Below are 14,727 nucleotides of genomic sequence, written 5' to 3' on the forward strand. Positions count from 1 at the left end.
AATGAACGAGGATAGCGGGATAGTGGGGCATGGGGATAAAGGAATGGATGCATGAGTGAGAAAGTACAGACAGCGTTACCCCGTTATCACTATACCCCGGTTGCCCCGCTATGACTCCCAATGCCCTCTGTTTCGGTCACGATTATCCCGCCAGCGGGGCGCCTTGTTTCGTACAGGTTGATGAGACAGGGTTGGCGATCGCGTTCGAATCCGAAGGGGGCGATGGAGCACGAGAGGCCGTGCCGTTTGCTGCGCTCAACGTGTCGGCAGGCGGACTCGATCATGACCATCTGGCGGTGAAGTGGATTGGTGCGCAGGGGGAGCGGACTTTGTATCTCAAAGATCCGGACGCGATTCGAGCCTTTCGCCAAGCGGCTCCCGACCATCTGAGTCTTCCTTTTGCTCAGGCTGCCGAGTTGGTGCGGCAGGTGCGTCAGCGTCGCCGGCTCGTGTGGGGCCTGGCCCTGGGGATGCTCCTCTCGACGGTGCTGGGTCTCTGGTTCGGCTCAGATTTGCTGGTTGAGATTGCCGTGAGTCGGATTCCGGTGGAGTGGGAACAAAAACTGGGGGAGTCGGCCTATCGGGACTTTCTGGCTCAGCAGGAAGTGATCAAAGAGGGGCCGGCGGTGGCCGCGTTGGGTGAGATGACGCAACGGCTGACCGAGCAGATTCCGAACAATCCCTACAAGTTTGAAGTGACGGTGGTGAAGAGCGATGTCATCAATGCTTTCGCGCTGCCAGGCGGGCATGTGGTGGTGTTCACCGGGCTCATGAAAAAAGCGGACAGCGGCGAAGAGGTGGCGGGCGTGATGAGCCACGAGCTCAATCATGTGCTGCGGCGGCATGGGCTTGAGCGGATCGTGAAAAGCCTCGGGGTGCTGACGGTGGTGACTATTGTGCTGGGCGATCAACAGGGCCTCGTGGGGATGATGAAGCAGCTCAGCGTCGAATTGCTCACGTTGAAGTTCGGGCGGGAGCAGGAGACCGAGGCCGACGTGACGGGATTACAACTGCTTCAGCGGGCGAAGATCGATCCCTCCGGCATGATCAAGTTCTTCGAGCGGCTCTCGGAGAAAGACGAGGGCCGGATGGAATGGCTCTCGACCCATCCGATGAGCACGGCCAGGGCCGAACGATTGAAAGCGGAGCTGGCCGCTCTGCCGAAAAAGTCCCCGGAGCCCTTTACCTTCGATTGGAAACAGGTGCAGGCGTCGCTCGGCTCCCAGCCGGTCGTTGCTCCGTGAATGAGCGGCGAGCCATCCATCTCCGTTATCTGCATCGTTGGTCGACGTATCGTCTAAGAGGAATGGCTTGGGAAGATGCTGCGCTTCAATCTAGGATTATTAGGGCCGAAGCTGTTCACCTTTCCCACCGTTAATATAGCTGAGGGGCGAGAGTCCTGTTGGGAGGGCATGTGTTGCAAATTAGACGAGACCTTATCAGCCTTGACAAAAATGATGTCTTAACGCAGCATCGCCCGCTAGTTAGTGGGAATTGTAAGATTGCGCCCTAAGTGATGAGTCTATCTAGAAGGATCCCGCGCGATTGTTTTTAATTTATCGGCTTCTTGCCGCACTTCAGCCGCAACTTCCATCCTCTGGATGGATTGCAAGCTGTTCGATATTGAGGGGAATATTAATATGTGCTTAGGCCTAACCATACGGAGCCTGACGGCGGGCTGGTTGCTTATCGGTATCATGGCTTTCTCGATTGGTGGCTGTGGATCAGGGGTAGGGCAGAGACCAATGTCGTTGTTCCATGGCGATCCCTCCGTACAAGTCGTGGTGAAGACCGAACCGTCAGGCGCGAAGGTTCTTTTGGATGGCCGTGAATTAGGGCTCAGCCCTGTCACCTTTCATGATCCTTCCGGTGAGCAAAAGACCTTTACCATTGAACTAAGGCGGGAAGGGTATGAACCGGTGATCAGGGTTATTCCACGGCAGTGGGATTCTATGCGAATGACGTATCGATTGGACCCCGTGTATTTTTATACCCTCGCGCAGCTTCCAGAAGAAAAAGAAACGATTGTTACTTCACGCCGCGGTGAAGCGAAGCAAGGGGCGCGGGAGCCCTCTAGGAAGATTAGCGAGGTAGATGGGATTCCGGAATTGAGGAAGTTGGACAAGGGGCGAGATGCCGTTGCGCTTGTTATCGGGATCTCAAAGTATCGGGACGAGGCAATCCCGCAAGTGCGATATGCGAAACATGACGCCGAAATCGTGGCTGCGTATCTGGCGGCAGTCGGCGGTATTTCACGGTCGAAAATAAAGGTCCTCACAGATGAGGGCGCGACAAGTAGTGATCTTTCGGCATATATTGAGGAATGGCTGCCTCGTCAAGTATCAAAAGACACAACCGTGTTTGTCTATTACGCAGGGCATGGAACTCCCAATCCGGCTACGGGCAAAGCGTTCCTTCTTCCCTATGATGGCCACCCTGACTTTCAAAGCAAACTTTATCCTCTCGACAGGCTTTATGAGCATCTCGAACGGTTGTCCGCCAAGGAAGTGGTTGTGATGCTTGACTCCTGTTTCTCCGGGGCTTCGGGCAGATCCGTGCTTCCTGCAGGCACACGACCGATGGTGATTGCGATTGAAAACCCAGTGCTGGTATCTGGCAAGCTTGCCATTCTCTCCGCTGCAACAGGTACGCAGGTCAGTTCCGATTACGACAAGGAGCAGCATGGCCTCTTTACGTATTATCTGCTAAAGGGGCTACGGGGGGAGGCGGATAGCGATAAAAATGGCACGGTGGAAGTCGATGAATTATTTCAATATGTGCGGAACGGGGTCGCGTCGGTCGCATCAGAAGAACTCAATCGAGATCAAACTCCCCTCCTGCAGCCTTCGCTTGAGCAAATTGGCAAGAGGGGGAAAATCCATGTGACGGTAGTCGGGCGGTAGTTCGGTCGAGCAGGACCGTGCACCATTTTCAACGTAAGGAGGAGCTATGCAGCTAGGTAGAGGGGTGAAGCGCTCTGTTGTGGTTTTGTTTATAGGGTGTTTGCTGGGGGGCTGCTCGATGAGGCTTGGCGACTTTACGGTGGGTAGCTCAAAGAACATTGGCCAGTTCTCTCAGAAGGGAGAGAAGGTTGAAGGGGAAGATTGCTCTACCAGTTTTTTCATGTTTCCGATTTCTGGTCCTACGGTGCCTAGTTTTAAGACCGCCGTCGACAAGGCGCTAGAGCGAGCTAAGGGTGACGTGCTGGCAGACGTAGTTTTGTGGCAAAGCGATATCGTTACCATGATCTTCAACCAACATTGTTTTAAGGTTGAGGGGAGAGTTGCTCGGGCTGAGCTTGGGAAGAAATAATGATGCGAGCACGTCGAATTAATCCACAACCTGAAGCCTATTCGCATGCAAAAGGGGGAGCCATGGAAATGTTGAGAAGCCGCACAATGTTAGCGGCGGTACTTTGTGCAGGCATGTTCATAATGACTGGGTGCACCACCCGCCTGGGAGACTTTACGATTTTAAGCACTAAGAATGTGGATGTTTCTGGCGTAAAGCTGGGCGATCGTCAGTCAGGAGAGGATTGCGTCAATATGCTTTTTGGCATGATCCCAATGGGCGAAGTAAACTGGAAAAATGCAATGGATCAGGCCTTGGAGCGAGGGAAGGGGGATGTGATGGTTGACGTCGTGCTAACAGCTAAGGGCTGGGTGATTCCCTATATTTTTGGGCAGCAATGCATGGAGATAACCGGCACGATTGCTCAAACTGCTTCCTATCGACACTAAGCGCACGCGCGAGTTGTTTTTCAGCGGGCCGTGGCTGTCGTTAGCCACGGCCCGCTTCTTTTTATTTAAATTAGACGGCCTCAACAGTTGCGATGGGGCATGTTATACTTCGAGCATGTTTTGGATTCCGGGGAACTTCTCGGAAACAAGGGAGATAACGGAAGGTTCAGCAATGAAGAAACAGATTTTCGTATTGTTCGTTGTGTTTTTCATCTGCTTACCCGTGAACTTCACATTGGCTGCATCCAATCCGGATACTGGCCCTGGCTGTGGGCTTGGCAAGAAGTTGTGGGAGGATTGGAAGGGGCAAAAGCAAATCGCACCACAGATGTTCATGGCTACCACTAATGTGACCGGTAGTCATTCGTTTGCCGTTGCTTCTGGTACATCGGGCTGCAGTAATGACGGCAGAATCTGGGATAGCGAGAGGGCGAGTCTATTCATTGGAATCAATTACGCGAGCCTTTCAGAGGATATGGCTCGTGGGGGTGGCGAGCACCTCGCGTCGCTGGCCACTCTCATGCACGTGCCATTGGAAGAGCAACCTGAGTTTTTCGCGATGGCCCAAGAACGTTATGCTTCGTTGGCTCTGCCGGGAGAAGACGATCCAATTATGGTCCAGCAGGCGCTGCGAGAGGCGATAGTGGTTCGTCCTGTCCTCGCAGAGAGTAAGTAGTCGCTAGTCCGCGCTACTCAGCCAATTAGGCCGTGTTTTGCATTGTCGGGTAGTGTGCGGAACCTACTTCTCCTGGTCTTGCCTGTTTTTTTATTGTATATAACGCAATAAATGTTTGGATGATGGGGCCTTTCTCATATCCACGTGTAAAGGGGGATTTATATGCGCAAGGGACTTTTTGCTGCATCGGTTGTCGTGGCACTCATTGGATCACAGGCCGGCGTGGCGCTGGCTACAGGGATTGGCGACACTGGCCCAGGATGCGGATTAGGAAAAGAGATATGGAAGAATGAGTCGAACACGGACACCATCGGGAAACAGTTGTTCATCTCCACGACCAATAACCCAATAATTCCTTTGCAGGCGGGTGGCATCACCTCAGGTACATGGGGGTGCAAGAACAACGGGAAGCTATGGACGGAGCAAAAGGCCACGATGTTCGCGAAGGTGAACTTTGAGAGTCTGGCGCAAGAGATGGCGCAGGGCCAAGGTGAGCATCTAGCCTCGCTGGCGACTCTCATGGGTGTGCCGGTTGAACATCAGGGTGATTTTTTCGCCCTGACTCAGGAGCGCCATGCTAACCTTGTGAAGGCTGGCGAGGATTCCCCTGTGACATTGGTGGCGGCGCTTAATGATGCGATCGCGACTCATCCCGTTCTTTCCCAGGTTGTTGTCCGCTAAAACCTCACGAGGGCTCCGGCTTCATAGTCGGAGCCCTTTTTGGCTTCTCGTTCTCCATCTCACGCTGCTCTTTTTCCCACACACGTCTCTTGTTAGTGCCGCCGGGCTCTCCGATCCTCCCTATCTCGTCGAGCTTCTTGGGTCGGCCATGAAATTCCGCCTCGCAGATGAGCGGGAGTGGCATCTCCTGCTGCATTATCGGGAGAATCTCCTTGGCGGCTATACGAGCGAAGCGGACGATCCGCAATTCTTTCTCTCCCCCATCGGCAGAACCGACCCGCAGGCTGAGCTGGAAGGCACGATTCGTTCACTATTTTCTGGAGAACCAGTCGGAAGCTCGAAAGAGCCGGCTCAGTGCTCGTTTATTGCCCGCTATCATTGGCTGAAAGACCGTCTTGCGATCAATGAGGCTAAGCTGCCAGTGACTCGTTGTGAACGATTTGACCTATGGGTCCATGAACTCAATGCTGAGTCGGTCACGCTGATTTTTGCTTCAGCCTTCCTCGATAACCCGGCCTCGATGTTCGGTCACACGTTTCTTCGGGTCGATCAAAAAGGACAGACCGAACAGACGCGGTTGCTGGCGTACACCATCAACTATGCGGCAGAGGTCCCTCCCGATGAAGGCGCCCTGTATCCCATCAAAGGAATCTTTGGAGGCTTCAGGGGCTACTTCATGACGCCGCCCTATTACCTCAAGGTGCAGGAGTATCGGGACATTGAGAATCGGGACATTTGGGAATATCGCTTGAATTTCTCGGAGCATCAAGTGCGGCGGTTGCTTGAACACGTCTGGGAATTAGGCACCACGTATTTCGACTATTTTTTCTTCAAGGAGAATTGCTCGTACCACATTCTCTCACTTCTTGAATATGCGGATCCGACTCTTCATTTGACGAACCAATTCCATGTGTGGACTGTTCCGTCTGACACGGTGCGTTTGATCGCGACAGGCCCACAGCTGGTAAGCGAGACGGTTTTTCGCCCTTCAAGACGGACGACGGTCCGACGAAAATGGGAACGGCTTTCAACGGGTGAACGATGGATGATGATGGAGCTCGCAAGCGGTCATCCGCTCAGTACCATGGCGGAGTCCAAAGCTCTTTCGCCTAAACAACAGACGTTTCTTCTGGATGCGGCATCGGACTATCTTCGATATCAGAGTGAGACGGATAGAAAGCACGCTGCTGATTACAAGGAGCGTCACCGGAAGGTGTTGGTTGAACGAAGCGCGCTCAGAATACCGTCTGATGACATGAAGATTCTGCCCTTTGCGGATCATCCGGATGCGGGGCACAGCACGTCGAGGGCGAGTGTAGGTGGTGGATGGCGCAACAATGATACCTTCGAGGAAGTCACCGTCCGTGCGGGGCACCATGATCTCCTGGATCCGGAGATCGGTTATACCCCGAACTCGCAACTGGAGCTGGCATCCGTGGCGCTGCGGCATTACAACCGGGCCGATCAGTTCCGGTTGGAACGCGCGACGCTTGCCAATGTCCTGTCGTTGTCGCCGATGGACGCTCTCTCTCATGCCCCCTCCTGGAAGATCAATGTCGGCATGCAGACGATTCGTCACAATGCCTGCCGCTTGTGTAGCAATGGGGCGATCAATGGGGGGGTCGGCGCGGCGGTCGAAAGCCATTGGCTGAAGCGCGAGGTCTATTTTGCCTTTGCAGAAGGGGAGGCGAATTATAGTCGCGCCTATGAGGAGCGGCATCGCATCGGCGGCGGCGGCACGGCCGGGTTGTTGGCCGATCTCACCGACCGTTGGAAAATGATGGCCACCGGCACCTATCTGAAATATGCGTTGGGGGAGAAGTCCGACGATATCCGGTGGTTTGTCGGATCGCGCTATACCCTGACCCAGAATTGGGCTATGAGGCTGGAGTACAATCACCGCGATCACGACAACGATGTGGTGCTGTCGGTTCAGGCGTTCTTCTAGGTGCAGCGGGAGATCACGTGAGCATCCTCGATCAAATTTTCGTGTTCCATCCAGACCCCTGGAAGGATCGGGATTGGAAAGCCCTGAGCGGTTTGCCTCTGGAAGAGGTTTGGTTTACATCGGGGGATGGGACGAAGCTGTTCGGCTGGTATGTGGAGAACCTCGCGACGAACGGTGTGATCCTGTGGTGCCATGGGAACGCGGGCAACATCATCAACCGGCTGGAGAATTTGAAGCTCCTCTCCCAGCTAGGCCTATCGGTGTTCCTGTTCGACTATCGCGGCTATGGGCGGAGTCAGGGAAAGCCGTCGGAAGAGGGACTTTACCAGGATGCGCTGGGCGCCTACGATTACCTCACGCGAACCAGAATGATTCGCCCTGAACGGCTTGTGCTGTTCGGGCGTTCGCTCGGAGCGGCTGTGGCGGGAGAGCTTGCCTCTCAGAAGCCTGCCGCAGGTTTGATCCTCGAATCGGCATTCCCGTCGATCGAAGCGGTGGCCAAGTTTCATTACGGCGGGCTGCCGGTCCATCGGCTGCTCGGGGCGGACTTTTCATTGATCGATCGCCTGCCGCAGCTCTCTCTGCCAAAACTGATTATTCACGGAGACAAAGACGACATCATTCCGCTTGAACTAGGCCGGCAGATTTTTGAGGCGGCGAAACCGCCAAAGTCCTTCTACCTCATTGAGGGCGCCGATCATAACAACACGTACCAGATTGGCGGCGCCGCCTATTTCCAGCGATGGATCGAGTTCGTCCACACCGTCATCCGGTCTTAGCCTACGCTCAAGTGAGATGGGCGCGACGGGCGAGCGAAGCGCGATTAGAAGTGTGAAGTCTGGAAAACCTCGAACTTCGGACTCTTGCGTATGGCGCCCGCCACTCCATAATTTCAGAATGAGTGAAATTGATTGGAGATCGCTTCGATATTTGATACAGTCCGCTTCGGTAAGATCGAGTGGTTGCTCAGAGCGGCCTGATGGCGGTTGGGTGTGAATAATGGCTAAGGAGGCCGGGGTGGTGATTTCTTCTCGTCTGCTGACGTTCAGTCTGCTGGGTTTCGTGATGTTGCTTGCGCCAGGCTGTGCGGGGAGAGCCGCCATAGTGCAGTCACAGGAGCGGAGCGACGCGAGTCCGGTCGTGGAGCAGGCCCTTGCACCAACCCCCTCGGCGCCACAAGAAGATATTGCTTCGGACAAACTACCTTACAGTTTCGTGAGATCCGATGATAACGATCCCCGGCTTGATCCTTTCGTCAGGGCCGTCGATCCTTTCGCCAGGGCGAATGAATACTATCCTCTGGAAGCGGAAGAGCAGATTCCTCTATCGGCTTCCATGCTGACCTTTGCGTCGACTTCTGTGGTGATTCCTGCGTCGACCTCCTCGGTGCCGCAAGATGCGACTCCAGACGAAGCGCTTGATCCTTTTGCCAGGGCCGATGAGGAAGCCGGTGAGGACTATGATCCCTGGGAGCCGGTAAACACCCACATCTTCGAATTCAACCGTCAGCTCGATCGATTTGTGCTCAAGCCGGTCGCGAAGGGATATGACTTCCTTATGCCGGACTGGGTGCAGGTCAGCATCAAGAATATCTATTATAACCTGCGGTTTCCGCCCCGCCTTTTGAACAATGTATTTCAAGGGAAGTTCAAGGGAGCCAGTATCGAGGTGGGTCGGTTCCTCGTGAACAGCACGTTAGGCGGAGCGGGGATCGTCGACGTGGCCAAGGACATGGGGCTGGAGACGCCGGAAGAAGATGTGGGCCAGACGCTCGGACGGTACGGCGTCAAGCCTGGTCCCTATCTGGTATTGCCGCTGCTTCCTCCCTTTACCGTCAGGGACTTCGTCGGCTTTCTTGGCGACATTGCCTTGAACCCGATCAACTGGCTGGTCGCTCCGATCGTCGAGGTCAAACACGTTCCTTCAATCATTGCCCACAAGAATCGGATGACATCCACGTCGCTCCAACTCGGTGTCCGAATCGAGGAAATGGTGAACGAGCGCTCGATGAACCTTGAGAAATTTCAGGGAGTCGAGGAAGCCACGCTCGATCTTTATACCGCCGTCCGCAACGCCTATTTGCAGAAGCGGGCGAAGGCGATCCGGGAATAGCGCAAAGGAGGTCTGTTTGGTCTATCCGGTCTATCTGGAGCAACGAGATAGACTGAATAGACCGGACAGACCAGATAGACGTTTTTATCGGATCACGCCGAGTTCTTTGCCGACCTTCTTGAAGGCGGTGATGGCTCGCTCGAGCTGTTCTCTCGTATGGGCTGCTGACATCTGCACACGAATCCTGGCTTGTCCTTCCGGTACCACCGGGTAACTGAACCCCACGACATAGATCCCTTCTTCTAGCAGCCGTTCTGCCATCTTGTTGGCAAGCGACGCGTCACCGAACATGACCGGGATAATGGGATGCTCGCCGGGAATGAGCCGGAATCCGAGCGCGGCGAGTTGCGCGCGGAAGAAGGTTGCGTTTTCGCACAGCCTGGCCCGTAACTGGTCTCCTTTGGCCACGAGAGTCACGGCCCGTTGCGCCGCCGCGGCGATCACCGGAGGGAGTGAATTGGAAAAGAGGTAGGGCCGTGATCGTTGCCGCAAGAGCTCGACGATTTCTTTTCGTCCTGACGTAAACCCGCCCGTCGCGCCGCCCAATGTTTTCCCCAGCGTGCTGGTGACCATCTCGATCTTGTCCGCGACGCCGAAATGGTCTGGTGTGCCTCGCCCGTTGCGTCCGAGCACCCCGGTCGCGTGGCTGTCGTCCACGATCACCGCTGCATCGTATCGCTCCGCCAGTTCGACGATGCGATCGAGTTTTGCGAGATCCCCATCCATGGAAAATACCCCGTCCGTCGCGATGAGGCGAAGCCGGCTGGTGGCCGCCTCGCGCAGTTTGGATTCCAGGTCTGCCATGTCGGAATGGGCGTAGCGGAGCCTGGTTGCCTTGCAGAGCCGGATGCCGTCGATCAGGCTGGCGTGGTTCAAGGCGTCGCTGATGACGGTGTCTTGCTCGCCGAGCAGCACTTCGAACAGTCCGCCGTTCGCGTCAAAGCAGGAACTATAGAGGATGGTGTCCTCGGTGCCGAGGAAGGAACTGATCGTCTGTTCGAGTTGCTTATGGAGGTCCTGCGTGCCGCAGATGAACCGGACGGAGGCCATGCCGTAGCCATGCTCGTGCAGTCCTTCGATGGCGGCCTCCCGGATATCCGGGTGGTTGGCGAGGCCTAGATAATTGTTGGCGCAGAGATTGAGGACCTCGCCTTGCGCGACACGGATCTCGGCTCCCTGCGGACCGAGGATCTGCCGCTCGGACTTGTAGAGGCCGGCTGAACGGATGTCCACGAGCCGTTCCGCAAGAGTTTTTTTGAGTGAGTCGTAGGCCATTTTCTTAGAGCATACAGCCATCAGCGATCAGCTGTCAGCGTTAGTCGAAAAACGAAAACGTTCCATTCCGTTGGGCCTCAAGCTGATCACTGATGGCTGACAGCTGAAGGCTACGGAAAGAGGACCACCTTGCCGCACTGTCCTGAGTTGATCAACTCAAACCCCTGCGCGAAGTCTTTCATGGGAAAGGTATGGGTGATGATCGGTTTGATGTTGAGTCCGGCCTGGAAGAGACCGGCCAGGCGATACCAGGTTTTAAAGAGTCGGCGGCCTGTCACGCCGTATACGCGGATGCCCTTGAAGATAATTTCATTCGGCAGATCGAAGGACACGGACCCGGTGGGAATGCCGAAGAGCGTCACGCGGCCTCCGTTCTTCACGGCGCTGAAGGCTTGGTGCAACGCGGTCGGGTTGCCGGACATTTCGAGGGAGGCATCGACCCCTTCGCCGGCTGTGATCTCGCGAATGGCGGCGGCGATTTGTTCCGGGGTTTCGGTCTTGGCATTGAGCACGTGATCAACCCCGACTTGCGTGGCCAGGTTGAGACGGTAGGCGCTGACATCCGTGGCGATGATCAGGGAGGCGCCGGCTGTTCGTGCGACAGCGGCAGCAAACAATCCGGTCGGGCCACAGCCGGTGATCAGGACGGTCTGCCCCGTGAGATCTTCCACGAGGGCGGCATCGACGGCGTTCCCGAGCGGCTCTTGGGCACAGGCCAGTTCCGGTGGAATAGAGAGAGAAGTTTTCCAGAGCACGGCTTCCGGCAAGACCACGTATTCCGCGAAGGACCCGTCCAAATCGACTCCCAGGATGCGGTAATTTTTGCAGACATGCGCCTGTCCGGTGCGGCATTGGAAACAGTGGCCACAGGTTAAGTGCGATTCGGCCGCGACATAGTCCCCCACTTTGACTAAGGTGACCTCGGACCCGACCTCCACCACTTCGCCGCACATTTCGTGACCGATGATCCTGGGCGGGTGGATGCGGCTATGGGCCCAGGGGTCCCAATTGTAAATGTGGGCATCGGTCCCGCAGAGGGAGGTAGCTTTGACGCGGATAATGGCATCGGTGCGGCCCGGTTTCGGGTCCGGCCTGTCAGTGGCGGTCAATCCCGGTTGTGCGGATGTCTTGACGAGCGCACGCATGCCCCCATTGTATACTAGCTGCTCGATTCCGCCTACCCCGCCAGGATGCTGAAAAAGTCCGCCAGCTTCGTTCTCGGCTCATCGAAATCCTCAACGTACCCTCAGGGGTACGCCTCCGGTGCTTCCATCGGCTGCGGCCTTGCTGACGGCCTTTTTGAGCATACTGCGGAGGTGAGCAATTTCTCTCCAAGACGCGTAGGTCTTTGAAGTTCTGCCATGTTGCAATACGTTTTCGTCGTCTGCCAGGGTTGGAGGGACGACGAGGTTGCGCCAGGGTTCGCGAGATCGGTAGGATGCGACCTATGAAGGCGCTGCACCACCGAATCCTTGTGTTGTTGGCAGGGCTGTGTTGTGTGGCCAGCTCCCTCCTCCTCTCACCAGTTTTTTCAGCCTCCTTGCCGCAGCCTGTTTCTTCGTCCAGCTCTATGAAACGGTGGGTGCAGTTCGAGTTGAACCAACCGGAGTCGATGGGGGACCAACAGGCCGGCAAGCCAGTCACGCTGACGATATTTCTTCGTGGGTTGGCCATTGGGAGGGCTCCGGTGGTCGCGACCTGTGAATCGAAGGTGTTTTATACGCAAACGGTCACGCTTGAGCCGGATGCCGCGTCGCTGGTGTGGAAGGGGGCGGTCACGCTTGAGCCGATTCCGATGAGCCGGACTTCCGTGTCACCCAAGGCGGCGCGAGTCCAAGTGACCTTCTCGCGATCCCGTTCAGACAAAGCGGAACGATTTCTCCGGCGGGTGGTCTATGTCACGCTGGATCAGACGGAGCCGATGAGTGAGAAGCGTGAGTCGCTTCCTGTTCAGGGCGAGGCATTGCCGGGCGAGGGTGTCATTGTGGAGGAAGTGCAGCAGGCTGTGACGCCGGTTGTGGCCCACGCCTTGTTCGAGGAAGATCTAGGCTCGCGCGCCTTATCGGGAGAGAAGAAGGCTTATTGGCAGCAGGTAAGTCAACTCATCAACCGGAGTTGGGCCCGCCATGTCCGGGGAGTCCGGCATGCCCCTAGCGGCGAAACGGTAAAGGTCCGTTTCAAATTGTATCCCAACGGTCGGGCGCAGTTGATCGAGGTTGAGAAGGGTTCCGGCGCGCGTGAGATCGATGAAGCCGGAATTCATGCGGTGGTCCATGCTCAACCGTTTCCCTCATTTTCTGCCGAGCTGGGGGATGGGCCAGTCGATGTGCATGTCCGGATGCGAACCGGCCGTCGGGTCGGGCCCCTTGAAGTGGAGTCGGTCGGGAGCCCGTTGCAGGGCAAGTCCGATGGGCCGGGACAGCCGTTGAAGAAATAAACCATAACCAGTTCAGGCTCGTAGCCATATATTTTCCCAAGGAGGAGATCCATGCGGCAGAAGAGAAAAGAGAGTTGGTTCCTGTTCCTGTGGTTCGGAGCGATGGTCTGTTTTCCACTCACAGTTCAGGCAGAGCCCGCCCGTTGGAACGTAGATCCTGACCATTCGACGGTGGAGTTTCGTGTGGCCCATATGGTCGTCTCCAAGACGACCGGCCGGTTCATGGATTATGCCGGGTTTATTGATATGGATGCCGAAGCCGGGACCGTGAAAGCGATCGAAGCCACGATCAAGACGTCGTCGGTGAACACGAATCATGAAAAGCGGGATGCGCATTTGCGGAATGCCGACTTTTTCGATGTGGAACGGTATCCGACGATGACCTTCAAGATGAAGAGTTACAAGAAAACTGAAGAGGGTTACACGGCGCAGGGAGACCTCACGCTGCATGGGGTGACGAAAGAGATTACACTTGCCGGCCATTATAATGGGGCGACTAAAGATCCTTGGGGCAATACCAGGGCCGGGTTCAGCGCAGAGGGAAAGCTCAATCGCAAAGACTTCGGCATGGTCTGGAATAAGACGTTAGATAGCGGCGGGCTCGTCGTCGGCGACGAGGTCCAGGTCCGGCTCGATATAGAATGTATCAAGGCGAAGCCATAGCAGGACGCTGAAAAAGTCCGCCAGCGTCGTTCTCGCCTCGAAAGCATCCTCAACGTAGCCAGGGGCTACGCCTCCGGTGCTTCCGTCGGCTGCGGCCTTGCTGGACGGCCTTTTTGAGCGTCCTGCAGGGCTTTGGCCTGCTCGCACGTTGTTGTTGGTCGGTGGTTCATCTTTCCGAGGGCGATCAATCATGAAGGCGATGGTCTTGGCGCGCACAGCGGAGGTGGAAACTGCCCCGCTGCAGCTTCGCGAGCTTCCCATGCCTGAGCCTGGCCCTGGGGAGGTTTTGGTTCGTCTCACTGTTTGCGGGGTCTGCCGGACGGATCTTCACGTCATCGAAGGCGAGTTGGCCAACCCCAGGCTTCCGCTCGTTCCCGGCCATCAAGCAGTCGGGATCGTGAGCCAGGTTGGCGCCGGCGTGAGTGAACGGAGGGTCGGGGAGCGGGTCGGCATCGCCTGGCTCCAGCAGACATGCGGCACCTGTGAATTTTGCACGAGCGGGCGTGAGAACCTCTGCGAACGCGCCAGGTTTACCGGCTATCAGGTCGATGGAGGCTACGCAGAGTATGCGCTCGCCCCGGCGGCATTTGTCTACCCGATTCCACCGGTCTTCAGTGATGAAGAGGCGGCTCCGCTCCTCTGTGCCGGGATCATTGGCTACCGTGCCTTGCGCCTGAGCGGCATTCAGCCGGGACAACGGCTCGGCCTCTATGGGTTTGGAGCCTCCGCTCACATTGCCATTCAGATTGCTCGTCATTGGGACTGTCAGGTCTATGTCAGCTCGGTGAAGCCGGAGCATCAACGGCTCGCCCGTGAGCTGGGTGCCGCCTGGGTAGGCGGGGTGACCGACAGGCCGCCGGACAAGCTCCACGGTTCGATCATCTTTGCGCCAGCCGGCGAATTGGTTCCGCCTGCGTTGCGATCACTGGAACGAGGCGGTACGCTCGCCCTCGCTGGCATTCACATGACGCCGATTCCCTCGTTGGATTACGACCGCGAGGTCTTTGGAGAGAAGGTTATTCGAAGCGTCACGGCCAATACGAGGCAGGACGGGCTCGATCTCCTGCGTGAGGCTGCGGCGATTCCGATCAAACCCAGGACCCTGTCCTTTCCCCTCGCCGAGGCCAACCGCGCCTTGCAAGAGTTGAAGGCCGGACGTTATTCGGGAGCCGGCGTGCTCATCCTCTCGTAACCA

14 protein-coding genes are annotated in these 14,727 nt (G+C 56.4%); 12 read left to right on the forward strand and 2 right to left on the reverse strand.

The features are described 5' to 3' along the window. Positions 1-110 precede the first annotated feature (110 nt). From NT179_12240 to NT179_12280, 9 genes are all read left to right on the forward strand, one after another. Positions 111-1,244, forward strand: coding sequence for a M48 family metallopeptidase (locus NT179_12240; GenBank protein MCX5722778.1), 1,134 nt, complete (start codon positions 111-113; stop codon positions 1,242-1,244). Positions 1,245-1,601: 357 nt separating this feature from the next. Next, positions 1,602-2,903, forward strand: a complete 1,302-nt coding sequence (locus NT179_12245) for a caspase family protein (protein ID MCX5722779.1) — start codon at positions 1,602-1,604, stop codon at positions 2,901-2,903. A 46-nt stretch (positions 2,904-2,949) separates the two neighbouring features. Then, positions 2,950-3,312, forward strand: a complete 363-nt coding sequence (locus tag NT179_12250; GenBank protein MCX5722780.1) for a hypothetical protein — start codon at positions 2,950-2,952, stop codon at positions 3,310-3,312. After that, positions 3,312-3,740, forward strand: a complete 429-nt coding sequence (locus NT179_12255) for a hypothetical protein (GenBank protein MCX5722781.1) — start codon at positions 3,312-3,314, stop codon at positions 3,738-3,740. The genes NT179_12250 and NT179_12255 overlap by 1 nt, the downstream gene beginning before the upstream one ends. 172 nt (positions 3,741-3,912) lie before the next feature. Then, entirely contained in the window at positions 3,913-4,416 is a 504-nt protein-coding gene (locus tag NT179_12260; GenBank protein MCX5722782.1) for a DUF3015 family protein, read from the forward strand. A gap of 162 nt (positions 4,417-4,578) precedes the next feature. After that, on the forward strand, positions 4,579-5,097 hold the full coding sequence (locus NT179_12265; GenBank protein ID MCX5722783.1) for a DUF3015 family protein: 519 nt from the start codon (positions 4,579-4,581) through the stop codon (positions 5,095-5,097). 148 nt (positions 5,098-5,245) lie between these two features. Further along, positions 5,246-7,045, forward strand: a complete 1,800-nt coding sequence (locus NT179_12270) for a DUF4105 domain-containing protein (protein MCX5722784.1) — start codon at positions 5,246-5,248, stop codon at positions 7,043-7,045. 17 nt (positions 7,046-7,062) lie between these two features. Further along, on the forward strand, positions 7,063-7,824 hold the full coding sequence (locus NT179_12275; GenBank protein MCX5722785.1) for an alpha/beta hydrolase: 762 nt from the start codon (positions 7,063-7,065) through the stop codon (positions 7,822-7,824). A 220-nt stretch (positions 7,825-8,044) separates the two neighbouring features. Continuing rightward, positions 8,045-9,157, forward strand: a complete 1,113-nt coding sequence (locus NT179_12280; protein MCX5722786.1) for a VacJ family lipoprotein — start codon at positions 8,045-8,047, stop codon at positions 9,155-9,157. A gap of 84 nt (positions 9,158-9,241) precedes the next feature. Here NT179_12280 and NT179_12285 read toward each other — a convergent pair whose 3' ends face one another. Together NT179_12285 and tdh are read right to left on the reverse strand one after the other, a co-directional pair. Beyond that, the gene (locus NT179_12285; protein ID MCX5722787.1) at positions 9,242-10,432 is read right to left on the reverse strand and encodes a glycine C-acetyltransferase; all 1,191 of its coding nucleotides are present in this window, start codon (positions 10,430-10,432) and stop codon (positions 9,242-9,244) included. A gap of 110 nt (positions 10,433-10,542) precedes the next feature. Continuing rightward, positions 10,543-11,577, reverse strand: a complete 1,035-nt coding sequence (gene tdh / locus NT179_12290) for an L-threonine 3-dehydrogenase (protein MCX5722788.1) — start codon at positions 11,575-11,577, stop codon at positions 10,543-10,545. Positions 11,578-12,002: 425 nt separating this feature from the next. Here tdh and NT179_12295 point away from each other — a divergent pair, with 425 nt between their 5' ends. From NT179_12295 to NT179_12305, 3 genes are all read left to right on the forward strand, one after another. Next, entirely contained in the window at positions 12,003-12,869 is an 867-nt protein-coding gene (locus NT179_12295; GenBank protein MCX5722789.1) for an energy transducer TonB, read from the forward strand. 51 nt (positions 12,870-12,920) lie between these two features. Then, positions 12,921-13,532 (forward strand): YceI family protein, encoded by a 612-nt coding sequence (locus tag NT179_12300; GenBank protein MCX5722790.1) that lies wholly within the window; start codon positions 12,921-12,923, stop codon positions 13,530-13,532. 190 nt (positions 13,533-13,722) lie between these two features. Next, entirely contained in the window at positions 13,723-14,724 is a 1,002-nt protein-coding gene (locus NT179_12305) for a zinc-dependent alcohol dehydrogenase family protein (protein MCX5722791.1), read from the forward strand. Positions 14,725-14,727: the final 3 nt, after the last annotated feature.

Source organism: Nitrospirota bacterium, from assembly GCA_026387665.1.
GTDB lineage: Bacteria > Nitrospirota > Nitrospiria > Nitrospirales > Nitrospiraceae > Palsa-1315.